This window comes from Streptomyces sp. NPDC006193 (assembly GCF_040613915.1).
GTDB lineage: Bacteria > Actinomycetota > Actinomycetes > Streptomycetales > Streptomycetaceae > Streptomyces.
In genome coordinates this window covers 34,510-59,026 of record NZ_JBEXTB010000001.1, presented here as the reverse complement: position 1 = coordinate 59,026, position 24,517 = coordinate 34,510, and the positions used below count along the sequence as shown (strand labels likewise).

Annotated in this window: 19 protein-coding genes; 7 read left to right on the top strand and 12 right to left on the bottom strand. The window is 73.8% G+C overall.

Annotated features, from left to right (window positions below):
• Positions 1–10 precede the first annotated feature (10 nt).
• From ABZ261_RS00250 to ABZ261_RS00230, 5 genes are all read left to right on the top strand, one after another.
• Positions 11–4,549: an SAV_2336 N-terminal domain-related protein gene (locus ABZ261_RS00250; protein ID WP_356854299.1), complete on the top strand. Its 4,539-nt coding sequence runs from the start codon at positions 11–13 to the stop codon at positions 4,547–4,549.
• Positions 4,550–4,692: 143 nt separating this feature from the next.
• Positions 4,693–5,142, top strand: a complete 450-nt coding sequence (locus ABZ261_RS00245) for a hypothetical protein (protein WP_356854298.1) — start codon at positions 4,693–4,695, stop codon at positions 5,140–5,142.
• A gap of 286 nt (positions 5,143–5,428) precedes the next feature.
• Complete coding sequence (locus tag ABZ261_RS00240) at positions 5,429–6,250, top strand: methylenetetrahydrofolate reductase (protein ID WP_356854577.1); 822 nt, start codon at positions 5,429–5,431, stop codon at positions 6,248–6,250.
• A gap of 76 nt (positions 6,251–6,326) precedes the next feature.
• A complete protein-coding gene (locus tag ABZ261_RS00235; RefSeq protein ID WP_356854297.1) occupies positions 6,327–7,805 on the top strand; it encodes an AlkA N-terminal domain-containing protein in 1,479 nt (492 codons plus the stop codon).
• A gap of 10 nt (positions 7,806–7,815) precedes the next feature.
• Positions 7,816–8,307 carry a methylated-DNA--[protein]-cysteine S-methyltransferase gene (locus tag ABZ261_RS00230; protein WP_356854296.1) on the top strand — a complete coding sequence of 164 codons (492 nt, stop codon included), beginning with the start codon at positions 7,816–7,818 and terminating at the stop codon, positions 8,305–8,307.
• A gap of 138 nt (positions 8,308–8,445) precedes the next feature.
• On the opposite strand, the gene ABZ261_RS00225 is transcribed toward ABZ261_RS00230, so the two are convergent.
• Both ABZ261_RS00225 and ABZ261_RS00220 read right to left on the bottom strand, forming a co-directional pair.
• Complete coding sequence (locus tag ABZ261_RS00225; RefSeq protein ID WP_356854295.1) at positions 8,446–8,940, bottom strand: NUDIX hydrolase; 495 nt, start codon at positions 8,938–8,940, stop codon at positions 8,446–8,448.
• Between the two features lie 28 nt (positions 8,941–8,968).
• Complete coding sequence (locus ABZ261_RS00220) at positions 8,969–10,045, bottom strand: ADP-ribosylglycohydrolase family protein (RefSeq protein ID WP_356854294.1); 1,077 nt, start codon at positions 10,043–10,045, stop codon at positions 8,969–8,971.
• Between the two features lie 185 nt (positions 10,046–10,230).
• On the opposite strand from ABZ261_RS00220, the gene ABZ261_RS00215 reads away from it, so the two are divergent.
• Entirely contained in the window at positions 10,231–11,349 is a 1,119-nt protein-coding gene (locus ABZ261_RS00215; RefSeq protein ID WP_356854576.1) for a glycerate kinase, read from the top strand.
• Between the two features lie 679 nt (positions 11,350–12,028).
• Here the strand turns inward: ABZ261_RS00215 and pssA are convergent.
• From pssA to ABZ261_RS00170, 9 genes are all read right to left on the bottom strand, one after another.
• Positions 12,029–12,847 carry a CDP-diacylglycerol--serine O-phosphatidyltransferase gene (pssA, locus tag ABZ261_RS00210; RefSeq protein ID WP_356854575.1) on the bottom strand — a complete coding sequence of 273 codons (819 nt, stop codon included), beginning with the start codon at positions 12,845–12,847 and terminating at the stop codon, positions 12,029–12,031.
• A gap of 22 nt (positions 12,848–12,869) precedes the next feature.
• A complete protein-coding gene (locus ABZ261_RS00205) occupies positions 12,870–13,526 on the bottom strand; it encodes a phosphatidylserine decarboxylase (protein ID WP_356854293.1) in 657 nt (218 codons plus the stop codon).
• A gap of 169 nt (positions 13,527–13,695) precedes the next feature.
• Positions 13,696–14,901, bottom strand: coding sequence for an acyl-CoA dehydrogenase family protein (locus tag ABZ261_RS00200; RefSeq protein ID WP_356854292.1), 1,206 nt, complete (start codon positions 14,899–14,901; stop codon positions 13,696–13,698).
• A gap of 3 nt (positions 14,902–14,904) precedes the next feature.
• A complete protein-coding gene (locus ABZ261_RS00195) occupies positions 14,905–15,417 on the bottom strand; it encodes a MaoC family dehydratase (RefSeq protein ID WP_356854574.1) in 513 nt (170 codons plus the stop codon).
• 2 nt (positions 15,418–15,419) lie between these two features.
• Positions 15,420–16,385 (bottom strand): CoA ester lyase, encoded by a 966-nt coding sequence (locus ABZ261_RS00190; RefSeq protein WP_356854291.1) that lies wholly within the window; start codon positions 16,383–16,385, stop codon positions 15,420–15,422.
• The gene (locus ABZ261_RS00185) at positions 16,382–18,409 is read right to left on the bottom strand and encodes a protein meaA (RefSeq protein WP_356854290.1); all 2,028 of its coding nucleotides are present in this window, start codon (positions 18,407–18,409) and stop codon (positions 16,382–16,384) included. Before ABZ261_RS00185 ends, ABZ261_RS00190 begins: the two co-directional genes overlap by 4 nt.
• A 16-nt stretch (positions 18,410–18,425) precedes the next feature.
• Complete coding sequence (gene ccrA / locus ABZ261_RS00180; RefSeq protein WP_356854573.1) at positions 18,426–19,763, bottom strand: crotonyl-CoA carboxylase/reductase; 1,338 nt, start codon at positions 19,761–19,763, stop codon at positions 18,426–18,428.
• 429 nt (positions 19,764–20,192) lie between these two features.
• A complete protein-coding gene (locus ABZ261_RS00175; protein WP_356854289.1) occupies positions 20,193–21,026 on the bottom strand; it encodes a TetR family transcriptional regulator in 834 nt (277 codons plus the stop codon).
• Between the two features lie 136 nt (positions 21,027–21,162).
• Positions 21,163–22,968 (bottom strand): 3-hydroxyacyl-CoA dehydrogenase family protein, encoded by a 1,806-nt coding sequence (locus ABZ261_RS00170; protein ID WP_356854288.1) that lies wholly within the window; start codon positions 22,966–22,968, stop codon positions 21,163–21,165.
• A gap of 411 nt (positions 22,969–23,379) precedes the next feature.
• Here ABZ261_RS00170 and ABZ261_RS00165 point away from each other — a divergent pair, with 411 nt between their 5' ends.
• Positions 23,380–23,961 (top strand): adenylosuccinate lyase, encoded by a 582-nt coding sequence (locus ABZ261_RS00165; RefSeq protein WP_356854287.1) that lies wholly within the window; start codon positions 23,380–23,382, stop codon positions 23,959–23,961.
• A gap of 7 nt (positions 23,962–23,968) precedes the next feature.
• Here the strand turns inward: ABZ261_RS00165 and ABZ261_RS00160 are convergent, their stop codons facing one another.
• Positions 23,969–24,493: a GNAT family N-acetyltransferase gene (locus ABZ261_RS00160; RefSeq protein WP_356854286.1), complete on the bottom strand. Its 525-nt coding sequence runs from the start codon at positions 24,491–24,493 to the stop codon at positions 23,969–23,971.
• Positions 24,494–24,517: the final 24 nt, after the last annotated feature.

Below are 24,517 nucleotides of genomic sequence, written 5' to 3'. Positions count from 1 at the left end.
GGAGCGCCGCGTGATCGAAGAACTGCTGAGCGCGTTCGCCGAGAGCGGTCCGGAGGCCGGCGCGGAGGAGATCGCGGACATCCTGTGGCTGGCGGCACGGGTGGACGCCGCCGCCCCGCCCCGCGGCAGCGGGCAGCCCGCCGCGGAACCGCCGGGCGACGACACCCCGGCCCCCGCACCGGACCCGCCCGCCGCCCCCGCCCCGCGCGAGCCGGGCCAGCAGCTCTTCCCGGCCCGCGCCGGTGAGCAGGCGGACGTCGGGCGCCGGGGGACGCCCCTGCGCGTGGCCAGAGCGGCGTCGCTGCACGAACCGCTGGACCTGATGCGCGCCCTCAGGGCCGTCGGACGCCGGTCCATCGGCGGCGTCGGCGACCGCCTGGACGAGCAGGCCACCGTCGAACGGACCATCGAGGAGCTGATCCCGTCACCGGTGCTCCTGCCGTCGGAGAGCCGCTGGCTGGACCTGGCGCTCGTCGTCGACGCCCACCACTCGATGCTGCTGTGGGCCGATCTGGTGGACGAACTGCGCCGGGTGCTGACCCGCAGCGGCGTCTTCCGGGACGTGCGCACCTGGTACCTGACCGGCTCGGAGGGCGGCGGCGAGCCCAGGGTGGCCCACCGGCGCGGCGGCGAGCTGCGCAGCGCCTCGGAGATCGCCGACCCCTCCGGCCACCGGCTGATCCTCGTGGTCACGGACACGGTGGCCGAAGGGTGGGGCGGGGGAGCGCTGCACCGCGTGCTGGACCGCTGGAGCGGCCACAACTCGGTGGCCGTGCTCAACGTCCTGCCCGAACGGCTGTGGCACCGGGCCGCCGCCCGGCCCGTGACCCTGCGCTTCCGGTCCGACCGGCCGGCGTCGGCGACGCGGTCGTGGCGCCGAGCCGCCGTGCAGGCATCGCCCGCCCGGCGCCGGCGCGCCCGGTCGGCGGCCGCGCGGACGGCCCCCGCCCCGGCGGTGCCGATGATCTCCGCACGCTCCGCGAGCCTGGTCAGGCTCTCCCGCCTCGTCTCCGGGGACGACGGCTGGCACCGGCTGGCCGGCCTGCGCCTCGACCCGGGCCCGCAGCCCCCGGACACCACGGCCGCGCCGCGGAGACCGGACGTGGCACACGCACCGCAGGGGCTGGAGGCGGTCGAGCGGTTCCGCGCGGGCGCCTCGCCGACGGCCCAGCAACTCGCCGCGCACCTGGCGGCGGTGCCGCTCACACTGCCGGTCATCACGCTCGTACGGCGCGCCCTGCTGCCCGGTTCCGAACACGGCCACCTCGCCGAGGTCGCCCTCGGCGGACTGTTCCGCCCGTGGGGCGCGGTCCCTGCCGACACCGCCCCGGACGACCTGGCCTTCGACTTCCTGCCCGGTGTGCGCGAGGCCCTGCTGGGCTCCCAGCTGCGCTCGGACGTGGCGACCGTCCGCGAAGTGGTCCGACAGCACCTGTGGGAGTACCTGGACCGCCGGCGCGGCGCCGTCAGGGAGTTCGGCGCGACCCGGGTGGGCCCCGGAGCGCACGGCGGGCGTGCCGTCCCGGCGGACGCGCAGCCCTTCGCGGACGGCCCGACGCCGGGGCCGGACCCCGCCGTCGGACCGCCCCCCGAGGGCGCCGGCCCTGCCCGGTCCGTCGTCGCCGTCGGACCGCCGGCGCAGGACCCTGCCGCAAGCACAGCGGGCGTCCTGCTGACACCGCGGCTGGTGCTGACCTGCCGGGGGGACACGCGCGCGCCCGGCGCCGGCGTTCTGGTGCGCGCCGCCGGCCGGTCCGTCGCCGGCCGTGTCGTCCGGACCGGGGGACCGGGACCGGCCGGGGCCACCCTGATCCTGACGGAGGAGGACGTGCCCGGGGCCACCGGCGCCTGGACGGGGACGGACCCGCTGCGCCTGCCCGCCGGAGCGGCCGTGCCGCCCGGACCCGTGCGCGTCCACACCCTCACCCGCGGCGACGACCCGCTCGAACTCGCCGGGCGGGTCCTTCCCGGGACCGCCGGCGCATGGCGGGTGGAGATCGTCTTCCCCGGTCACATCGGCGGCTGGCCGCAGCTCGCGGGCGCTCCGCTGTTCCGGGACGGCTCGCTCGTCGGCCTGATCTGCCCCTGGGAGCCCGGCGGGCCGGTGCCGGCCGTCCCGATCAGCCACCTGCTCGGCGACCCCGGTTTCCGCGCGGCGCTGGAGCGCTTCATGCGGCCTTCTTCTCAGCAGGAGGCGCATCCGGCCGACGGGGCCGAGCCGGACACCGCTGCCGCCGGGACCGAGGACGGCGCCGAGGACACCGCCCAGCACTCTGCCGAGGACGCCGGGGACGGCGCCGAGGACACCGCCGGGGACATCACCGAGGACGGCGCGGATGACGGCGGAGGCGGGCCGTTGTGCGCCGCCCTCGAAGTCAGACTGCGTCGGGGGAGCGGAGGCGGAGACGTCCACCGCCTCGCGGAACAGGCCGTCGCCGACACAGTGAGCCAGCTGTTGGCTGCGGGCCGGGTGGACGGCACGGTCCTTCGCGCGCCGGCCCGGTCGGGAACCGACCTGCTCGTGAAGTTCGCCGCCCCGTACGCACTGCGCGGCGCCGGCCGGCTGCTCGCCGCGCTGCCCGAGGCCCTCGCCGCGTCGCCTTCGCTGTCCGGCCTCGGGCTGGTCGTGGGCATGGCGCTGGCCGGGGGCGACGTGGAGGACGCCGACGGCGGGGGACTGACCGGGCCGGCCGTCGAGGAGGCCACGGCGATGGCGGGCGACCACCGGTTCCGCGACCGGCTCCTGAGCGGCACGCACGCACCGGACCGGGTCCGGACCGTGCTGACGGTCTCCCCCTCCGTGCGCCGGCGGATCACCGGCCTGCTCGGCACGCGGTGGGAGAGGCAGCTGGTACCGCAGGGTCCGGCCGGAGCACCGCTCGGGTGGGTCTTCACGGGGGACGCCGTGCTCCTGGGACAGGACATCGCGGAGGCGTCCGAACCGGACCGGCGGGGGTCCCGAGCCGACCCGCCCTGGCCGGTGTGCGGGGCGGACGCCACGGTCGGGAACCCGCGAGGGTGCACGGGCAGAGTGGTCCCCGGACTCGCGGCCTGCCTCGCCCACCTGACCGCGCAGGCACGGTCGCGGTACCTGGCGACGCTGGCCCCCGGGGCGGCGGTCGACTTCTCCGGCACGTCCTTCACCCCCGCCCTGCTCCAGCAGCTTCTCGACGCCCTGCGCGATCCCGAGACGGGCCGGCCGCTCCTGGGCCGCGCACGATTCCGGCAAGCTCTGTTCTCCCGCGCTGAGTTCCGGTCGGTGGTCTTCACCGCCGAGAGCGACTTCCACGGCGCTGCGTTCTCGGACGGGGCCGGATTCGCCGACGCGCGTTTCCTCGGCGACGTGTCGTTCGAGACGGCGTTCTTCGAAGGACCGGTCGACTTCTTCGCCGTCCGGTTCGACGGGGCCGTGTCGATGAACGACACCGTTCTGGAGGGCTCGGTGAACGTCCACACGACGGTCTTCCGCACGGTCGTCGACTGGCAGCGGAGCCGGTTCCGGGGGGAGACCACGTTCCGCTCCTGCCGCTTCGACGGTCCCGTGGTGCACGATCGGGTCCGCTTCGACGGTGTGGCGGTATGGGACGGCGTGCGCTTCGACGGTCCCGTGTCCTTCGCGCGTGCCGAGTTCCGCGGGGACACGCAGTTCCGTGACACCCGTTTCGCCGATGACGCCGTCTTCGCCCGAGCCGTCTGCCTGGGCGACGTCGGTTTCGCAGGCAGCCACTTCGCCCGGGGAGCCGACTTCTCCGCGTTCTCGTCACGGGGAACGATGGAACTCGACGGACTCGTGTTCGAGGGGGAGACGGTCTTCACCGGTATGCCACCGGCGTCCCGGCCGACACGGGAGGCGCCCCGGGAGATGCGGCGGCTGGTCCGGGCCGCCGAAGCCGTCGTCCTCGACTTCGGCTCCGCCGTCTGCGGCGTCTTCACCCCGCAGCGCCGTGCCGCGGTCGCCGACGACCTCCTCGCGCTGGTCGCCCGCAGGCTCCCGCACACGGAGGTGCCGCAGGAGGCGGCCGGTGACCCCTACGCCGTTCTCGCCGCGCTGACCGACCGGGCGCCGGACAGCGCCGTACTGGACGAAGCGGAGGCGTACCTGGCCCAGGTGGAACGCCGAGCCGTCCGCTCCGCGTCGGCGACCCCGTACGCCGCTCCGCTGCTGCGGGCCTGGCGGGCGCGCGGGGTGCGGACGGCCGTGCTGGCCGAGTGCTCCGTCGACGCGGTCCTGGGATACCTGGCGGAGCACGGTCTCGCTGAGGCCGTGGGGCCCCACATCTACGCGCGGGCCCTGCCGGCCGCCTCCCCCGGCCACGCTCCGCCGCTCCTGCTGCGGGCCGTGCGGAACATGGCGGCGCCCCCGGAGCGCACCCTCCTGATCAGCGCTTCCCCCGCCGTCCTGGGGACGGCCCGGCACGCCGGCGTCCGGTCCCTGGGACTCGCGGCCACGGAGGAAGAGGCCAGACGGCTGCGCGCCGCGGGCGCCGACGCGGTCGTCCCGTCGCTGGAAGGGGTCCTGGGCGCGCTCCGCGACGCCGACGCCGGCTGACGGGCGCCGCCGGCAGACCCCGGGTCACCCGGACGGCCTACGCCGCAGTGCGGCCGGAGGGTGCCTGGCCAACGCTCGGAGTGCCCGCGTACTCCCCCCAGCGCGCGGCGCCGAACGAACGGGGACGCAGAAAGGACACGCTCATGAGCCAGGCAGCGCACTCCACCGGACCGGCCCCCTCGGGCGGCTCGTGGCAGCAGCGGCAGGCCGGCGCCCGGGGCGGCTGGGTGACCGGCGGTGTCACCTTCGCCGGAGTCCTGATGGTGTGCAGCGGCATCCTCGCCCTCTTCCAGGGGATCGCCGCGGTCGCCGGGGACGACGTCTACCTCCGCATGGGCAGCTACGTCTACCGGCTGAACCTGACCGGCTGGGGCACGATCCACATCATCATCGGCGCCCTGGTCCTGCTGACCGGCATCGGCCTGCTCAGGGACATGGCCTGGGCCCGCTTCGCCGGGCTGTTCCTGGTCGCCCTCAGCCTCGTCGCGCAGTTCCTGTTCCTGCCGTACGCGCCCGTCTGGTCGGTGATCATGATGGCGATCGACGTCTTCGTGATCTGGGCCCTGGCGTCCCGGCAGGAAGCGGCGAGCTGATCCGGGCCTTGCCGGGGCGGCTGCCGGCCGACGTCCACCGGGCGTGAGCGGGCGGCACGGGCCGCGGCCGCGGACGCGGTGCGCTCCGGGGCCCGCGGGTCCCGGCCGGCGCCCCTGGAACGTGGGCCGCGGTGGGCGCGTGGCATCATCGGCCGGGGTCAGACCACCGCCGACGAGGAGCACGATGAAGCCCGCTCTCACCGCCGCGCCCGAGGGCGGCGCCCCCGGCCCGCACGGCGCCGGGTCCGGCCCGGGCGCCTCCCTGCTGGACGACTTCTCCCTGGAGATGACCGGCAAGGACGTGCCGGGGCTGGAGGCGGCCCGCGACAGCATCCCGCCGGGCACCCGGATCAACATCACTTTCCTCGCCGGCGAGGACACCGCGACGCGGCTGGCGGCGGCCCGCGCGGTCAAGCGCCTCGGTTTCGTCCCCGTGCCGCACATCTCCGCCCGCCGGCTGCCCTCCCGGCCCGCGCTGGAGGAGTTCCTCGCCGCACTGGAGGCCGACGGCACCGCGGGGAACGTGTTCGTCGTCGGCGGCGACCCCGCCCGGCCCGAGGGCCCCTACGAGGACGCCCTCGCCGTGCTGCGCACCGGCCCGCTGCGGCGGCACGGCGTCCGGCACGTCGGCATCGCCGGCTACCCCGAGGGCCACCCCGGCATAGCCGAGCGGACCCTGTGGACGGCGCTCACGGACAAGGCGGCCGCCCTCGGAGCCCACCGGTTCACCGGCGACGTCATCACCCAGTTCGGCTTCGACGCCGACCCGGTCCTCACCTGGCTGGAGGCCCTGCGCGCCCGGGAGGTGCACCTGCCGGTCCGTATCGGCGTCCCCGGACCGGCGGGGGTGCGCCGGCTGCTCGGCTACGCCACCCGGTTCGGCGTCGGCACCAGCGCCTCCGTGGCGCGCAAGTACGGCTTCTCGCTGACCCACCTGATGGGCACGGCCGGTCCGGACCGCTTCCTGCACGCCCTGGCCGAGGGCTACGACCCCGCACGGCACGGCACCGTGAAGGTGCACTTCTACACCTTCGGCGGGCTGCGGGCCACCGCCGAGTGGGTCGCCCGGTTCCGCCAGGAGGGCACCGCGGCGGCCACCGGGCCGTGAGGCCGCCCAGGCCAGGCCGGGTACGTGTCGGATTCCCGCCAGCGGCCGGGCCGCGCGGTGGCCGATGCTTGGGCACATGCAGACAAGGACGCACCTCGACCGGGAGCACTGCGTGCACGCCGTGCGGTCCAAGGACGCGCGGTTCGACGGATGGTTCTTCACGGCCGTCCTGACCACCCGGATCTACTGCCGGCCGAGCTGCCCGGTCGTGCCGCCCAAGCCGGAGAACATGACGTTCTACCCGAGCGCCGCCGCCTGCCAGCAGGCGGGTTTCCGGGCCTGCAAGCGCTGCCGGCCCGACACCAGCCCCGGCTCCCCGGAGTGGAACCGCCGCGCCGACGTGGTGGCCCGGGCCATGCGGCTGATCGCCGACGGCGTCGTGGACCGCGAGGGCGTGCCGGGTCTCGCCGCCCGGCTCGGCTACAGCACCCGGCAGGTGGAACGGCAGCTCCGCGCCGAACTGGGCGCCGGGCCCCTCGCGCTCGCCCGCGCCCAGCGCGCGCAGACCGCGCGGCTGCTCATCGAGACCACCGGCCTGCCCATGACGGAGATCGCGTTCGCGGCCGGCTTCGCCTCCGTCCGCACCTTCAACGACACCGTCCGCGAGGTGTTCGCCCTGTCCCCGAGCGAGCTGCGCTCCAGGGCCCCGCTCGACGGCGCCGGCGCCCCCGGCGCGCTCACCCTGAGGCTGCCGTTCCGCGCCCCGCTGAACCCGTCCAACCTCTTCGGGCACCTCGCCGCCACCGCCGTCCCCGGGGTCGAGGAATGGCGGGACGGCGCCTACCGGCGCACGCTGCGGCTGCCGTACGGGCACGGCGTCGTCGCCCTCGCGCCCCGCCCCGACCACATCGCCTGCCGTCTCACGCTCGGCGACCTGCGCGACCTGACCGTCGCCATCAGCCGCTGCCGCCGCCTCCTCGACCTGGACGCCGACCCGGTGGCCGTGGACGACCGGCTGCGCGCCGACCCGGCGCTCGCGCCGCTGGTGGACCGGGGGCCGGGCCGCCGGGTGCCGCGGACCGTCGACGAGGCCGAGTTCGCCGTCCGGGCCGTGCTCGGGCAGCAGGTGTCCACGGCCGCCGCCCGCACCCACGCGGCCCGCCTGGTCACCGCGCACGGCACGCCCCTGGACGATCCGGAGGGCGGCCTCACCCACCTCTTCCCGGCCCCCGGGGCACTGGCGGACCTCGACCCCGACACCCTGGCGATGCCCCGGGCCCGCCGCGCCACCCTCACCGCCCTCGTCCGTCACCTCGCGGACGGCACGCTGCACCTGGGACCGGAGGCCGACTGGGCCGAGGCGCGCGCCGGGCTCCGGGCGCTGCCCGGCTTCGGGCCGTGGACGGTGGACGTCATCGCCCTGCGCGCCCTCGGCGACCCCGACGCGTTCCTCCCCACCGACCTCGGCGTCCGGCGCGCCGCACGCGAGCTGGACCTGCCGTCCACCCCGGCCGCGCTCACCGCCCGCGCGGCGAGCTGGCGGCCCTGGCGGGCGTACGCGGTGCAGTACCTGTGGGCGACCGACACCCACCCCGTCAACCACCTTCCGGCATAGAGGACCCGACGTGAACCGCCATACCGTGACCGACAGCCCGTACGGCCCCCTCACCCTCGTCGCCGACGCGGACGGCGCCCTGTGCGGCCTGTACATGGCCGGCCAGCGCCACCGCCCCGGCGAGGAGACCTTCGGCCCGCGCGACGACAGCCTGCCCGTGTTCGCCGACACCGTCGAGCAATTGCGGGCCTACTTCGCGGGCGAGTGCCGGGAGTTCACCGTCCCGCTGGGGCTGCGGGGATCGCCGTTCCAGCGCAGCGTCTGGCAGCAGCTGACCCGCATCCCGTACGGGGAGACCCGCACCTACGGAGAACTCGCCGAAGCCCTCGGCAGCCCCCGGGCCTCCCGCGCCGTCGGACTGGCCAACGGCCGCAACCCCGTCGGCATCATCGTCCCCTGCCACCGCGTCGTCGGCTCCGACGGCAGCCTCACCGGCTACGGCGGCGGCCTGGAGCGCAAACGGCGGCTGCTGGACCTCGAACGCGGAACCGCCCTGTTCTGAGGACGCCGGGACGGGACCGGGCCGCCGGATCCGGGCGCGGACGCGGCGGCGCGGGCGCCGACCCCGTCGGGTTCGCCGCCCGCGGCGAGGCGCTGCGGGAGGTGGACCCCGAGCCGCGGGATCCGCAGGGCCGAGCGGTCACGCCACCCGGTGGCCGTTCTCCAGCTCCGCCGTGCCGGAGCCGTCCGCGAGGACGTCCAGGGCGGCCAGCACGCGGCGGCCCAGCGCGCCGGGCAGGTGGGCGGTGATCTCCTCGGGCGCGACCAGACGCCAGGACAGCAGCTCCTCCTCCTGCAGGCGGATCGCCTTCAGGTCGGCCTCGGTCAGCACACCGCCGTCGTACAGGTAGGCCACCAGCGGCGGCCGGCCGTCGCCGCGCACCCAGTCCACCGCCAGCAGCCGGCCGAGCTCCCGGTCGAGGCCGATCTCCTCCAGCGTCTCCCGGCGCGCGCCCTGCCGCGGGGTCTCCCCGTCGTCGGACTCCACGGTCCCGCCCGGAAGCGCCCAGCCCTCGCGGTAGTTCGGCTCGACGAGCAGCACCCGCCCCTCGGCGTCCCGGAAGAGCGCGGCGGCGCCGGCGAGCACCCGGGGCAGGCTCGCGATGTACGCGGCGAAGTCAGCAGTCGCGGTCATGGGGGAAGGGTAACCGGCCACGCCGGGACTATGACCGGCTCGCCGCCAGGCGCAGGGTGCGTTCCGCCAGCGCACTGATCCGCACGCCGTCGAAGCCGAACACCGCGCTGCGCACCGTGTCCTCCAGCGGGTCCCGCCAGCGGGCCGGAATGGCGTCCGCCCCGGTGAGGACACCGGCCACCGAGCCGGCGGTCGCCCCGTTGGAGTCGGTGTCCAGGCCGCCGCGCACGGTCAGGGCGATGGTCCGGGTGAAGTCGCCGTCGCCGTAGAGCAGGCCGGCGGTGAGGACGGCGGCGTTCGGGACGGTGTGGATCCAGCCGAGCCCCACGGTCTCCGCGGACACCGTCGCCAGGGTCTCCTCCCAGGGCAGCCGCGTCTCGTGCAAGGTCGCGACCCGGCGCACGGTGCGGGCCAGGCGGCTGCTCGCCGGGATCACGCCGAGCGCGGTCTCCAGGGCGTCGCGCACGGCCGGCGCGGTGAAGGCCGCCGCGATCAGCGCCGCCGCGAACATCGCGCCGTACACGCCGTTGCCGGTGTGCGACAGCACCGCGTCCCGGCGGGCCAGGCCGGCGGCCCGCGCGGGTTCGCCGGGGCAGGTCCAGCCGTAGACGTCCGCGCGGATCAGCGCGCCGATCCACTCCTGGTACGGGTTGTCGTACGTCGCCGTCAGCGGCGGTTTGAGCCCGTTCGCGAGGTTGCGGTACGCGGCCCGTTCCGCGGTGAACGTCTGCAGGTACGGCAGCCCGAGCAGCCACAGGTCGCCGACCTGCTCGGTGCTGAAGCCGAAGCCGTGGGTCTCCAGCAGGTGCAGGCCGAGGATCGCGTAGTCGACGTCGTCGTCCCGGCAGCTGCCGTGGATCCGGCCGCGGACGCACTGGCGCCACTCCGGACGCATGATCGCCGCCTCGGCCGGGTCGGCGGGCTCGGGCAGGTAGTCGGTCAGCGGCAGCGCCTCGGCCCGGCGCAGATAGCGGTCGATGCGGTCGCGGGTCCACACCTCGCCCTGTTCGACCGGCTTGCCGAGCATGTTGCCCGCGATCCGGCCGAGCCAGCCGCCGTGGATGCGGTCGGCGAGGTCGTCCGGTCCGGTGCGCTGGGTGCCCATGGCAGGGGTGTACCCACTTTGCCCGGCGGACTCCCCGGCGGCGCGCCGGGGTGCGGGAGGGGCATGGCGGCGTGGGCGCCCGGCGGTTAGGGTCCGGACGGCGCACCGGCCGTGCCGTGCGCGGGCCGGTGCCGGAGCGAGGGGGAGACGAGGTGGCGGACGCCGCAGTGGACGGGAGCCGGCGGGTGCTGATCGCCGCGGACAAGTTCAAGGGCTCGCTGACGGCCGTGCAGGTCGCCGAGCGGGTGACGGCCGGGCTGCGCCGGGTCGTGCCGGATCTCGCGATCGAGGCGCTGCCCGTGGCCGACGGCGGCGAGGGCACCGTGGCCGCGGCCGTCGCCGCCGGCTTCGAGCGGCGCGAGGTCGTCGTCACCGGGCCGCTCGGCCACGAGGTGCGGGCCGCGTTCGCGGTGCGCGCCGGCGCGGCGGTGGTGGAGATGGCCGAGGCGAGCGGGCTGCAACGGCTGCCGGCCGGGGTCCTCGCCCCGCTCACGGCGTCGTCGTACGGCTCCGGGGAGCTGCTGCGGGCCGCGCTGGACGCGGGGGCGCGGACGATCGTGTTCGGCGTAGGCGGCAGCGCGACGACGGACGGCGGCGCGGGGATGCTGGCGGCGCTGGGCGCCCGGTTCCTGGACGAGGCGGGGGAGCCGGTGCCGCCGGGCGGCGGCGGCCTCGCCGGCCTGGCCCGCGCCGACCTCTCCGGCCTGGACCCGCGGCTGTCCTCGGTCGACCTGGTGCTGGCCGGCGATGTCGGCAATCCGCTGACCGGGCCGACGGGCGCGGCGGCGGTGTACGGCCCGCAGAAGGGCGCCTCACCGGGCGACGTCGACCGGCTCGACAGGGCGCTGGCCCGCTTCGCGGAGGTCCTGGAGGCGGAGGCCGGCCCGCGGGCGGCCGAGTACGCGGCGGCGCCGGGTGCGGGGGCGGCCGGGGGCGTCGGCTACGGGGCCCTGCTGCTCGGGGCCCGGTTCCGTCCCGGCATCGAGGTCATGCTGGACGTGCTGGGCTTCGCCTCCGCCGTGGAGCGGGCCACCCTCGTCATCACGGGGGAGGGCTCCCTGGACGCGCAGACCCTGCACGGGAAGGCGCCGGCGGGCGTGGCCGCCGCCGCCCGTGCCGCGGGCAAGGAGGTCGTGGCGGTGTGCGGGCGGCTCGCCCTGCCGGCGGAAGCCCTGCTGCGGGCCGGGATCGCCCGGGCCTACCCGCTGACATCCGTCGAACCGGACCTGTCCCGGTGCATCGCCGAAGCCGGACCGCTCCTGGAGCGCGTCGCCATGCACCTGGCGGAAGCCCACCTGACCTGACCTGACCTGACCTGACCTCCCCGAGCCCCCGCCCGGCTGAGGGGACTCCACCCCGGCCACCGGCCCTTCCGGGTCTCCCGTCCCCGCCCCGCACCGGCCCACCGGGCCCCTCGGGCTCACCGCTGCACCGCCCGGACCCGCCATCCGCCCGGACCAGCCGTGTCCTCGGCCCCACCGCTGCGTCGCCGGGCCCTGCCGGGCCGTGGGGTTCGTCGCCTGTGGCGTGCGGGTCCGCGGCCGTGCGGTTCCTTCGGGCTGTGGGGTTCGTCGCCTGTGCGGCCCGGACCCTCCGGGCTCGCCGCTGAGCCGTGCGGGTCCGCCGGCCGTCCGGTTCGTCCGGGCCGTTGGGTTTGTCGCCTGTGGCGTCCGGTCCGCCGGCCGTCCGGTTCGTCCGGGCTGTGGGGTTCGTCGCCTGTGGCGTCCGGGTCCGCCGGCCGACCGGCCCGGCCGGGCAACCGGAACCTCCGGGCCGTCGCCTGCGTCTGCCGGGCCGCCGGGCGTTTGCCGCGCGGCCGACCCGGGTCGTCGGCCGTCTGCCGCCCTCGTCCGCTCTCCGCGCTCGCCGGGCCGTCGTCGGCCTTCCGGCGAGTCGTCCCACGGGCCGGGGGCTGCAAGGGGGGCGGGGCAAGGCGAAGGGCCCCGGACCCTGCCCGGGTCCGGGGCCCTTCGGCGTCGGCGGCTACGGCAACTGCGCCGCGCGCGCCTCCCGCCGGTTGTCGCGGAAGTTGTTCACCCGCCGAGCCGTGGCGAACAGCGGGATCACCGCGCCCATGACCAGCTGCAGCGCGCAGCCCGTCTGGAGCAGCAGCTGGCCGCTCGGCGCGTCGAAGGCCCAGGCCGCCAGCAGTCCCATGGACAGCACGATCCAGGAGAGCATCGCGCCGGCGAGACGCCCCCGCGGCTTCGGGTACTCGACGCGGCTCACCATCAGCCACGCCGTCCCCAGGATCGCCAGCAGCGTCGCCACGAACGGCAGCTCCAGCAGCACGATCGAGACGACCGTCAGCGCGCCGAACGGCGAGGGCATGCCCTGGAACACGCCGTCCTTCATCGTCACGCAGCTGAAGCGGGCCAGTCTCAGCACCACCGCCAGCAGCACCACGATCGCGCCCACCGCCGCCACCCGCTGGTGCGCGTCGTCGGCGACCATGCCGTAGACGAGCACGAAGTACGCGGGCGCGAGGCCGAAGCTGATCAGGTCGGACAGGTTGTCCAGCTCGGCGCCCATGGGGGAGGAGCGCAGCTTCCGCGCCACCAGGCCGTCGAACAGGTCGAAGACCGCCGCGCAGAGCATCAGGATGACCGCCGTGGCCGCGCTGTGGCGGGCCATGCCGGACTCCTGGCTGCCGGTGAGGTGCGGGATCAGGATGCCGGTGGTGGTGAAGTACACCGCCATGAAGCCGCACGTGGCGTTGCCCAGGGTGAGGGTGTCCGCTATCGAGAGGCGGAGGGAGAGGGGCATCTCCTCCTCGTCGTCCACGTCGTCGGCCTCGGGCACCCAGCCCGCCTGTGTCTCCGGATCAATCACGGTCAATGCGAGTCACCCCAGCCACGGTCTTCTGTCCGACCTCGACCGCGACCTCCACGCCCTCGGGCAGGTAGAGGTCGACACGCGAGCCGAAGCGGATCAGACCGATTCGGTCGCCCTGCTCGACCTTCGTGCCCTGAGGGACGTAGGGCACGATGCGGCGGGCCACCGCGCCGGCGATCTGGATCATCTCGATGTCGCCGAGTTCGGTGTCGAAGTGCCAGACTACGCGCTCGTTGTTCTCGCTCTCCTTGTTGAAGGCCGGAACGAAGCCGCCGGGGATGTGCTCGACCGACGTAACCGTGCCCGAGAGGGGTGCACGGTTGACATGAACATTGAGCGGGCTCATGAAGATCGCGACGCGGGTGCGTCCGTCCTTCCACGGCATGATGCTCTGCACCACGCCGTCGGCCGGCGAGATGACCCGGCCCTGGGCGATCTCGCGCTCGGGGTCGCGGAAGAACCACAGCATGCCCGCCGCGAGCGCGGTGGCGGGCACGGCGACGGCCTTGGCGGCACCCGAGCGGCGGGCGCGGGCCAGGCTGAGGGCTGCGGTGGCGACGGTCGGGAGAAGCCACGGCGATGCTCCGCGCGCGAGGCGTACGCCGGCTCGGCTGTCGCGAGGTGCAGAGGTTTGGCTGTGGGGCATGGATGACCTTCGTAGCGGATGATGCCGCGCTTCGACGGGGGACGGCGGCTTTCCGGGATCGTACCGGTCGTAGGGCGCAACTGGGCAAGCCAGGAAGCCGAGTCGGCGGCCGAAGAGCGTCTACGGGGTGTGATCTTCTTCTCGTTGAAAACACCCCGTATCCGGACAATCAACCCTCGGACCGATACTCTTCGAGCAGTCTGCGACCAATGATCATTTTCTGGATCTCGGCGGTGCCTTCACCGATCAGCAGCATCGGGGCCTCGCGGTAGAGGCGCTCGATCTCGTACTCCTTGGAGAAGCCGTAGCCGCCGTGGATCCGGAAGGCGTCCTCGACGACCTCTTTGCAGTACTCGGAGGCGAGGTACTTGGCCATCCCCGCCTCCAGGTCGTTTCGCTGCCCGGAGTCCTTTTTGCGTGCCGCGTTGACCATCATCGCATGCGCGGCCTCGACCTTGGTGGCCATCTCCGCGAGCTTGAACTGAATGGCCTGGTGCTGGGCGATCGGCTTGCCGAAGGTGTGGCGCTGCTGGGCGTACCGGACGCCCAGCTCGAAGGCGCGCTGGGCGACGCCGCAGCCGCGCGCGGCCACGTTGACCCGGCCGACCTCGACGCCGTCCATCATTTGGTAAAAACCTCGGCCGGTGACCCCGCCGAGCACCCGGTCCGCCGGAACGCGCAGGTCATCCATGATCAGCTCGGTGGTGTCGACGCCCTTGTAGCCCATCTTGTCGATCTTGCCGGGGATGGTGAGGCCCGGACGGACCTCGCCGAAGCCCGGCTCCTTCTCGATCAGGAAGGTGGTCATCGACCTGTGCGGCGCCGTGCCCTCGGGGTGTCCTTCGTCACTTCGCACCAGCACGGCCACGAGGGAGGACGTGCCGCCGTTCGTCAGCCACATCTTCTGGCCGTTCAGCACGTACTCGTCGCCGTCCCGCACCGCCTTGGACGTGATGGCCGACACATCGGAGCCCAGGCCCGGCTCGGACATGGAGAAGGCGCCGCGGACGTCGCCGGCCGCCATCCTCGGCAGGAAGTGGTCCTTCTGCTCCTGCGTCCCGTGCTGCTTGAGCATGTACGCGACGATGAAGTGGGTGTTGATGATGCCGGACACCGACATCCAGCCGCGGGCGATCTCCTCCACGCACAGCGCATAGGTGAGGAGGGACTCACCCAGCCCCCCGTACTCCTCGGGGATCATCAGACCGAACAGGCCCAGTTCCCTCAGGCCGTCCACGATCGCCTGCGGGTACTCGTCGCGGTGCTCCAGCTCGGTCGCGACCGGAATGATCTCTTTGTCGACGAAGTCCCGGACGGTGGAGACGATCTCCTGCTGGACGTCGGTCAGACCGGCGGTCTGGGCGAGACGGGCCATGGCCTACTTCTCCTGCTGCTCGGGTTCCGGGCGGCCCGGCTGCTCGCCGCCGCGCTCCTTGAGGTACGTCTCGGTGGGCACCATCACCTTGCGGCGGAAGACGCACACCAGGGTGCCGTCCTGCTTGTAGCCCCTGGTCTCGACATGGACGATCCCGCGGTCGCCCTTCGACTTCGACGGCCACTTGTCCAGCACCGTCGTCTCGCCGTAGACCGTGTCGCCGTGGAAGGTCGGCGCGACGTGCCGGAGCGACTCGATCTCCAGGTTGGCGAGGGCCTTGCCGGAGACGTCCGGGACGGACATGCCGAGCAGCAGCGAGTAGATGTAGTTGCCCACCACGACGTTCCTGCCGAAGTCCGTCGTCCGCTCGGCGTAATGGGCGTCCAGGTGCAGCGGGTGGTGGTTCATGGTGAGGAGGCAGAACAGGTGGTCGTCGTACTCCGTGACCGTCTTGCCCGGCCAGTGCTTGTACGTCGCCCCGACCTCGAACTCCTCGTAGGTGCGTCCGAACTGCATGCTCACGCCTCCGGGATCTCGAACGTCGACGTGCGCCGCATCCCCGCGGCCCGGCCCTTGCCCGCGATGACCAGGGCCATCTTGCGGCTGGCCTCGTCGATCATCTCGTCGCCGAGCATCGCCGAGCCCTTCTTGCCGCCCGCCTCGGACGTGTAGTAGTCGTACGCGTCCAGGATCAGCTCGGCGTGGTCGTAGTCCTCCTGGGAGGGCGAGAAGACCTCGTTGGCGGCGTCGACCTGGCCGGGGTGCAGCACCCACTTGCCGTCGAAGCCCAGCGCGGCGGTGCGGCCGGCCACCTCGCGGAAGCCGTCGACGTTGCGGATCTGGAGGTAGGGGCCGTCGATGGCCTGGAGGTCGTTGGCGCGGGCCGCCATCAGGATCTTCATCAGGATGTAGTGGTAGGCGTCCGCCGGGTAGCCGGGCGGCTGCTCGCCCACGACCAGCGACTTCATGTTGATCGACGCCATGAAGTCGGCCGGGCCGAAGATGATCGTCTCGATGCGCGGGGAGGCCTGCGCGATCTCGTTGACGTTGTTCAGGCCCTGCGCGTTCTCGATCTGGGCCTCGATGCCGATGCGGCCGACCTCGAAGCCCATCGTCTTCTCGATCTGGGTCAGCAGCAGGTCCAGCGCCACGACCTGCTGGGCGTTCTGCACCTTGGGCAGCATGATGCAGTCGAGGTTCGGGCCCGCGCCCTCGACGACCGTGACGACGTCCCGGTAGGTCCACTCCGTCGTCCAGTCGTTCACCCGCACGACCCTGGTCTTGCCCGTCCAGTCGCCCTCGTTGAGGAACTTGACGATGGTGTGCCGCGCCTCGGGCTTGGCGAGCGGCGCGCACGCGTCCTCCAGGTCCAGGAAGACCTGGTCCGCGGGGAGGCCCTGCGCCTTCTCCAGGAAGCGCGGGTTGCTGCCCGGCACGGCCAGGCAGGAGCGCCGCGGACGGAGGCGGTTGACGGGGGTGGTCATGCGGGGACCTCCAGGGGGTCGAGCTTGTTCGCTTTCCGGATCTCGTCGACGATGCGGCCGATGATCCGGGTGATGTCGAAGTCCTTCGGGGTGAAGACGGCGGCCACACCGGCTTCCTTCAGCTGCTCGGCGTCACCGTTGGGGATGATGCCACCGGCGATCACCGGTATATCTGTGGCACCGGCCACACGCAGCCGCCGGAGCACATCGGGGACCAGCTGGGCGTGCGATCCGGACAGGACGGACAGACCCACGGCGTGCACGTCCTCGGCCAGCGCCGCGTCCACTATCTGCTCGGGCGTCAGCCGGATGCCCTGGTACACCACCTCGAAGCCGGCGTCGCGCGCGCGGACGGCGATCTGCTCGGCGCCGTTGGAGTGCCCGTCCAGGCCCGGCTTGCCGACCAGGAAGCGCAGGCGGGCGACGCCCAGCTCGCGGGCGGTGGCGTCCACCCTGGCGCGGACCCCGGCGAGCGCCGAGCCGGCCTCGGCGGCCACGGCCACCGGAGCGGCGAAGACCCCGGTGGGCGCCCGGTACTCGCCGAACACCTCGCGCAGCGCCCCGGCCCACTCGCCGGTGGTGACGCCGGCGCGGGCGCACTCCAGGGTGGCCTCCATCAGGTTCTCCGTGCCCTTGGCGGCTTCCTTCAGCCGCTCCAGCGCCTTGCAGGGCCGCGGGTGGTTGAAGGGCGGCTGGTAGCGGGTGTCCCGCCAGCGCCGCAGGGACGCGACGACACGGGCCTCGACCGCCGGGTCGACCGTCTGCACGGCGGTGTCCAGGTCGGCCGTGAGCGGGTTCGGTTCGGTGCCCTCGAAGATGTTGACCCCGACGATCTTCTCCTCGCCGGACTCGATCCGGGCCCGGCGCTCGGCGTGCGAGGCGACCAGCCGGGACTTCAGGTAGCCGGACTCCACGGCGGCCAGCGCGCCGCCCATCTCCTGGATGCGGTCGATCTCCGCGAGGGCGTCCGCGACGAGCTGCTCCACCTTCGCCTCGATCACCTTCGAGCCCTCGAAGAGGTCCTCGTACTCCAGCAGGTCGCTCTCGTAGGCGAGGACCTGCTGGATGCGCAGCGACCACTGCTGGTCCCAGGGCCGGGGCAGGCCCAGGGCCTCGTTCCAGGCGGGGAGCTGCACGGCACGCGCGCGGGCGTCCTTCGACAGGGTCACGGCGAGCATCTCCAGCACGATCCGCTGGACGTTGTTCTCCGGCTGCGCCTCGGTCAGGCCCAGCGAGTTGACCTGGACGCCGTAGCGGAACCGGCGCTGCCTGGGGTCCTCGATGCCGTACCGGTCGCGGGTGATCCCGTCCCAGATGCGGCCGAAGGCGCGCATCTTGCACATCTCCTCGACGAAGCGGACGCCCGCGTTGACGAAGAACGAGATCCGGGCGACGACATCGCCCATGCGCTCCTGCGGCACCTGGCCCGAGTCGCGGACGGCGTCCAGGACGGCGATCGCGGTGGACATCGCGTACGCGATCTCCTGCACCGGCGTGGCCCCGGCCTCCTGCAGGTGGTAGCTGCAGATGTTGATCGGGTTCCACCTCGGGAGGTGCGAGACCGTGTACGCGATCATGTCGGTCGTCAGGCGGAGGCTCGGCCCCGGCGGGAAGACGTGCGTCCCGCGGGACAGGTACTCCTTCACGATGTCGTTCTGGGTCGTGCCCTGGAGCCTGGTGACGTCCGCGCCCTGCTCCTCGGCGACGACCTGGTAGAGCGCCAGCAGCCACATGGCGGTGGCGTTGATCGTCATCGAGGTGTTCATCTGCTCCAGGGGGATGTCCTGGAACAGCCGGCGCATGTCACCGAGGTGCGCGACGGGCACGCCGACCCGGCCGACCTCGCCGCGGGCGAGGATGTGGTCGGGGTCGTAGCCGGTCTGCGTCGGCAGGTCGAACGCCACCGACAGACCGGTCTGGCCCTTGGCGAGGTTGCGCCGGTACAGCTCGTTGGACGCCTCCGCCGTCGAGTGGCCGGCGTACGTCCGCATGAGCCACGGACGGTCCTTCTGACGCTCTGTCATCTGTGACTCCGGGCCCTCAGACGTTGCGGAAGCGGTTGATGGCGTCGACGTGCCGCGCGCGCATCTCCTCGTCGCGCACGCCGAGGCCCTCCTCGGGCGCCAGGCACAGCACGCCGACCTTGCCCTGGTGCAGGTTGCGGTGGACGTCGTACGCCGCCTGCCCGGTGTCCTCCAGGGAGTAGACCCGGGAGAGGGTCGGGTGGATCTTGCCCTTGGCGATGAGGCGGTTGGCCTCCCAGGCCTCCCGGTAGTTGGCGAAGTGCGAGCCGATGATCCGCTTCAGGGACATCCACAGGTACCGGTTGTCGTACTGGTGCATGTAGCCGGACGTGGACGCGCAGGTCACGATGGTGCCGCCCTTGCGGGTGACGTAGACCGAGGCGCCGAAGGTCTCACGGCCGGGGTGCTCGAAGACGATGTCGACGTCCTCGCCGCCGGTCAGCTCGCGGATGCGCTTGCCGAAGCGCTTCCACTCCTTCGGGTCCTGGGTCTCCTCGTCCTTCCAGAACCGGTAGCCCTCGGCGGTGCGGTCGATGATCGCCTCGGCGCCCATCGCGCGGCAGATGTCCGCCTTCTGCTCGCTGGAGACGACGCAGATCGGGTTGGCTCCGCCGGCCAGCGCGAACTGGGTGGCGTAGGAGCCGAGTCCGCCGCTCGCGCCCCAGATGAGCACGTTGTCGCCCTGCTTCATGCCGGCGCCGTTGCGGGAGACCAGCTGGCGGTAGGCGGTGGAGTTGACCAGGCCCGGCGCGGCGGCCTCCTCCCAGCTGAGGTGGTCCGGCTTCGGCATCAGCTGGTTGGACTTGACCAGCGCGATCTCGGCGAGACCGCCGAAGTTGGTCTCGAAGCCCCAGATGCGCTGCTCGGGGTCGAGCATCGTGTCGTTGTGGCCGTCGGAGGACTCCAGCTCCACGGACAGGCAGTGCGCGACGACCTCGTCGCCGGGCTTCCAGGCGTTGACGCCGGGGCCGGTGCGCAGGACGACGCCGGCGAGGTCGGAGCCGATGATGTGGTACGGCAGGTCGTGCCGCTTGGCCAGTTCGTTGGTGCGGCCGTAGCGCTCCAGGAACCCGAAGGTGGACAGCGGCTCGAAGATCGAGGTCCACACGGAGTTGTAGTTGACCGAGGAGGCCATCACGGCCACCAGGGCCTCGCCCGGGCCCAGTTCGGGCACCGGCACCTCGTCGAGGTGGATCGACTTGCGGGGGTCCTTGTCGCGGGTCTCCAGACCCGCGAACATCTCCGTCTCGTCCTTGTGCACGGTGATCGCACGGTACGACTCGGGGAGCGGCAGGGCGGCGAAGTCGGCGGACGTGGCGTCGTCCGACTGGATCGCGTCCAGGATGTCCTTCACGGTCACGGTGTTGCCTCCGGCGGTGAGCGCCCTGAGGGAGGGGCGCCTACGGATTCGTCGGTGCTGCGGTGAGTGCTGCTGAGGGTCGGTAGGGAGGTGCCGTCGGTTCGGCGCGGTGCTTCGGCAGCGCTTTGTGGCGCGGGAGGTTGCCTGTGACGCAGGCGTCCGGACGCGCGGGCCGCCGGCCCGCGGGGACAGTCGGCGCACGGTGTGGTCGTGGTGCGCCGGCCGCCCGGACCCCTTCAACGTATGACACGGCGTGTCAGGTGACAAGGCACTGAGTGCCAGAAATCGCTCTCAGATGAAATCTTTACGTAACAGATGAGCGATGATCGATCGAACGGGGCCCCGAACCCCCGTGGCAACGGCCCCTGACACAGCGGAACGGCCACCCCGCGGGGTGGCCGTTCCGCACGGACGAACCAGGGATCAGCGCTCCTTCAGCGCCTCCTCGATGGTCCGCATGACCTCCTCCAGGGGAGCGTCGGTACGGGCCACCGTCACCAGCACCTCGCCGTGCGCCGAGGCCACCGCCGGGGCCGTCGCCGGGGCCGCCGCGGCGGCCGGCCGCGCGGCCGTGCCGCGGCCGGCCCCGATGCCGCTGCCGAAGGTCCTGCGCACGATCGCGAAGGCGTGGTCGAGCTGGGCCTCCACGTCCCCCTGGCCGCCCGCCCGCAGCCAGCGCCTCAGGACGTGGTTGTGGGCGGTGACCACCGCCGAGGCGGCGACCTCGGCCAGCAGCGGGTCGTCGTTGGCGTCGTCGGCGTGCGCGTGCTCGTCGAAGTGGCCGAGCAGGTAGCGGGTGAAGAGCCGCTCGTAACGGGCCACGGAGGCGATCTCCGCCTCGCGCAGGGTCGGCACCTCGCGGGTGAGCTTGTAGCGGGCCACGGAGATCTCCGGCCGGGCCGCGTACATCTTCATCACTTCCTTGATGCCGCGGCACACGGTGTCGAGCGGGTGCTCGTGCGCCGGTGCGGCGTTGAGCACCGCCTCCGCGCGGACCAGGGTGTCGTCGTGGTCCGGGAAGATCGCCTCCTCCTTGGAGCGGAAGTGGCGGAAGAAGGTGCGCCGGGCGACCCCGGCGGCGGCCGCGATCTCGTCGACGGTCGTGGCCTCGTACCCCTTGGTCGCGAACAGCTCCATGGCGGCGGCCGCCAGCTCTCGGCGCATCTTGAGCCGCTGGGCGGCGGCGCGGCTGCCTGCGGCGCTCTCCGGCGCGTCGGACGTAGCTGGTGTACGGGAGGACTTGGCGGGCTGGGACATGACCCGAACGTACTGCATCCGCGCAGGCCGGTGCGCGGATGCGGGGTTTCCCCCGCCCCGGGAGGGCGGGGGAGGGCCGGCGGGGCCGAGCAGCCCGCCCCAGTCCTGCCCCGCCCGGAACCGGTCGCCGGCGCCGTCAGCGGCGGGCATGCTCGCGGAAGCCGCGGCCGGTCTTGCGGCCGAGGCAGCCCGCGGCCACCAGGTGCTCCAGCAGCGGGGCCGGGGCGAGGCCCGGCTCGCGGAACTCGCGGTGCAGCACCTTCTCGATGGCCAGCGAGACGTCCAGGCCGACCACGTCCAGCAGTTCGAACGGGCCCATCGGGTACCCGCCGCCCAGCTTCATCGCCGCGTCGATGTCGTCGGGGGACGCGTAGTGCTCCTGGACCATCTTGACCGCGTTGTTGAGGTACGGGAACAGCAGGGCGTTGACGATGAAGCCCGCCCGGTCCCCGCAGTCGACCGCGTGCTTGCCGATCCGCTCGCAGACCCCGCGCACGGTCGCGTGCGCCTCGTCCCCGGTCAGCACCGTGCGCACCACCTCCACCAGCTTCATCGCCGGCGCCGGGTTGAAGAAGTGCATGCCGATCACGTCCTGCGGGCGCGTGGTGGCGCGGGCGCAGGCGACGACGGGCAGCGAGGAGGTGGTGGTGGCCAGGACGGCGCCCGGCCGGCACACCTTGTCCAGCGCCGCGAACAGCTGCCGCTTGACGTCCAGGTCCTCCGCGACCGCCTCGACGGCCAGGTCGACGCCGGCGAAGGCGTCGTAGGAACCCGCCGGGACGATCCGGTCCAGGATCCCGGCCGCGGCCTCCGCGGTCAGCCGGCCCCTGTCCACGGACCGGGCGAGGGAGGCGCCGACGCGGGCCCTGGCCGCCCGGGCCTTCTCCTCGGTGCGGGCGGCCAGGACCACCTCGTAGCCCGCCTTCGCGAACACCTCGGCGATGCCGGAGGCCATGGTCCCGGAGCCCGCGACGCCGACCGAGCGGACCTCCCGGCCCGCGGCGGGCGTGCCGTCCGCCGCCGGGGTCAGCGCGTCCGGCACCACCGTCGCGCTGCCCGGCGCCCGGTAGGTGTAGAAGCCGCGCCCGGCCTTGCGGCCGGTCAGGCCCGCCTCGCTGAGCTGCCCCAGGATCGGGGCGGGGGCGTGCAGCCGGTCCCGGGACTCGGCGTACATGGCGTCCAGCACGGTGCGGGCGGTGTCGATGCCGATCAGGTCCAGCAGGGCCAGCGGGCCCATCGGCAGACCGCAGCCGAGCCGCATGGCGGCGTCGATGTCCTCGCGGGAGGCGTACTTCGCCTCGTACATCGCGGCGGCCTGGTTGAGGTAGCCGAAGAGCAGCCCGTCCGCGACGAAGCCGGGGCGGTCGCCGACCGCGACCGGCTCCTTGCCGAGTTCGACCGCGAGGTCGGTGACGGCGGCCACGGCCTGCGGCGCGGTCAGCACCGAGGAGACCACCTCGACCAGCTTCATCGCCGGGGCCGGATTGAAGAAGTGCAGGCCGAGCACGCGCTCGGGCCGGGCGGAGCCGGCCGCGAGCCGGGTCACCGACAGGGCGTTGGTGCCCGTCGCCAGGATCGCATCCGGGCGGACCACGCCGTCCAGGTCGCGGAGGATCTGCTGCTTGATCTCGTACGACTCCGGGGCCACCTCGATGACGAGGTCGGCGTCGGCCGCCGCCGTGAGGTCGGTGGATGTGCGCACGCGGCCGAGCGCGTCGGCGCGCTCCTCCTCGGTGAGCCGGCCGTGGGCCACGGCGCGGGCGGTGGCGGTCTCCAGGGCGGCCAGGGCCTTCGCGGCCTGGGCCTCGCTGACGTCGATGCCGATCACCTCGCGGCCGGCCTTCGCGAGGACCTCGGCGATGCCGGTGCCCATCGTGCCGAGGCCGACGACGGCGATCGTCTTGAGCGGGGACAGGGACGGGTCGGACTGGGGAGCGGCCATCGCGGGACTCCAGGAATGAGGGTGACGACGAGGGGCGCACCGGGTGCGCCGGGGGCGCACCGCGGTGCGGAGAGGTGCGGGTGTCGCCGGGCTGCGAGCGCACACGCCCGGTGGCGCCGGTGTCACGGGCGTGCACACGCCCGGCAGCGGCGGATGTCCGACCGGCTCTGTCCCGAAGCCGGGTCGTCCTGCGGTACGCACCGCGTACCGAACCGACTGGCTCCCCGTCGCCCGGGGGGCGCGGGGTGTCCCCGACGACGGCCGCGTCACCAGACCGTCATCGGCGGAAGCACGAGGGTTACTCGCTCGTATGAGCTTAACCGGCCGGTAACGAGCGCGCTAGTCCCTGACGGGCGGCCGACTTTGTGATGTACCTCCCTCGGCCGCCGCGACCCGCCTACGCTGGACCTCGTGGACGAGGAGTTGCGATCGCTCACGGAGCGCTTACGGCAGGAGTCGGGCGGTTCGGCGGCGTTCCACCGCCTGCTGGCGACGGACGACCACGACGACCTGGCACAGGTGCTCACCGCGCCCGGGCAGCCGCTGTGGGCCAGGGAGCTGGCCGCGTTCCGCCTCGGCCTCGCCGGCGACCGGCGCGCCTTCGAGTCCCTGGTCCTGCTGCTCAACCACCGCGACCCGCCGCGCTGCGCCTCCGCCGCCCACGCCCTGGCCCGGCTCGGCGACCCGCGCACCGCCCGGGCCGCCGCCGCCCTCGCCACCAACGAACTGCGCGTCGCCTACGCGCTGCACCCGGTACGGCTCCTGGTCGCCCTGCGGGCCCCGGAGTCCGTGCCCGCGCTGATCACCACCCTGGAGCGGCGGCTGCGTCCGCACGACCCCTACCGGCGGGTCGCCCTCGCCTGCGTGGAGGGTCTCGGCGCGCTCGGCGACGTCCGCGCCCGGCGGGTGCTGAACGAGGCCCTCGCCCACCCGGCGCTCGCGGAGGCGGCCGTGCACGCGCTCGCGCGCCTCCCGCGGCAGCAGCGGAAGTGACGCCCGGTCAGCCGCGCAGGCTCCTGGCGTACCGCACCTCGGGCACGCGCACGCCGTCCACCTCGAAGGGTTCCACGGCGCCGTCGGCCCGGAACCCGGCGCGCTCGTAGAAGCGGCGGGCACGGGTGTTGCGCTCCAGGACCCACAGGAGCATCCGCGGATACGCCGAGCACCGCTCGACCGACGCGTCGAGCAGCGCCCGCCCGATCCCGCCGCCGAGGTGCGCCGGGTCCACGTAGACCGCGTACAGCTCGGCGTCCCCGGTGTGCTGCGCACCGTCCCGGTACGGCCCGTGCGCCGCCCAGCCGACGACCGTGCCGGCCCGCTCGGCGACCAGGTTCACCACCGGGCCGTCCCCCTCGGCGAACCGCGCCCGGCGGCGCTCGGCGTCCGCCGCGCCGTCGAGGCCGTCCAGGTACGGCTGGGGCACCAGCCCGCGGTAGGCGTGCCGCCAGCCGCGCGTGCGGATCGCCGAGACGCGGTCGCAGTCGGCGAGGGTCATCGGGCGGATGAGCGTGTCGTCCTGGTCCATGACGGAACCCTAGGGGCCGGGCCT

What these genes read in the sequence shown, in the direction of transcription:
- ABZ261_RS00245 (WP_356854298.1), top strand. Translation starts at nt 4,693, where the DNA reads ATGAGCCAGGCAGCGCACTCCACCGGACCGGCCCCCTCGGGCGGCTCG.
- ABZ261_RS00240 (WP_356854577.1), top strand. Translation starts at nt 5,429, where the DNA reads ATGACCGGCAAGGACGTGCCGGGGCTGGAGGCGGCCCGCGACAGCATC.
- ABZ261_RS00235 (WP_356854297.1), top strand. Translation starts at nt 6,327, where the DNA reads ATGCAGACAAGGACGCACCTCGACCGGGAGCACTGCGTGCACGCCGTG.
- ABZ261_RS00225 (WP_356854295.1), bottom strand. Translation starts at nt 8,940, where the DNA reads ATGACCGCGACTGCTGACTTCGCCGCGTACATCGCGAGCCTGCCCCGG.
- ABZ261_RS00220 (WP_356854294.1), bottom strand. Translation starts at nt 10,045, where the DNA reads ATGGGCACCCAGCGCACCGGACCGGACGACCTCGCCGACCGCATCCAC.
- ABZ261_RS00205 (WP_356854293.1), bottom strand. Translation starts at nt 13,526, where the DNA reads ATGCCCCACAGCCAAACCTCTGCACCTCGCGACAGCCGAGCCGGCGTA.
- ABZ261_RS00200 (WP_356854292.1), bottom strand. Translation starts at nt 14,901, where the DNA reads ATGGCCCGTCTCGCCCAGACCGCCGGTCTGACCGACGTCCAGCAGGAG.
- ABZ261_RS00195 (WP_356854574.1), bottom strand. Translation starts at nt 15,417, where the DNA reads ATGCAGTTCGGACGCACCTACGAGGAGTTCGAGGTCGGGGCGACGTAC.
- ABZ261_RS00190 (WP_356854291.1), bottom strand. Translation starts at nt 16,385, where the DNA reads ATGACCACCCCCGTCAACCGCCTCCGTCCGCGGCGCTCCTGCCTGGCC.
- ABZ261_RS00185 (WP_356854290.1), bottom strand. Translation starts at nt 18,409, where the DNA reads ATGACAGAGCGTCAGAAGGACCGTCCGTGGCTCATGCGGACGTACGCC.
- ABZ261_RS00175 (WP_356854289.1), bottom strand. Translation starts at nt 21,026, where the DNA reads ATGTCCCAGCCCGCCAAGTCCTCCCGTACACCAGCTACGTCCGACGCG.
- ABZ261_RS00170 (WP_356854288.1), bottom strand. Translation starts at nt 22,968, where the DNA reads ATGGCCGCTCCCCAGTCCGACCCGTCCCTGTCCCCGCTCAAGACGATC.
- ABZ261_RS00160 (WP_356854286.1), bottom strand. Translation starts at nt 24,493, where the DNA reads ATGGACCAGGACGACACGCTCATCCGCCCGATGACCCTCGCCGACTGC.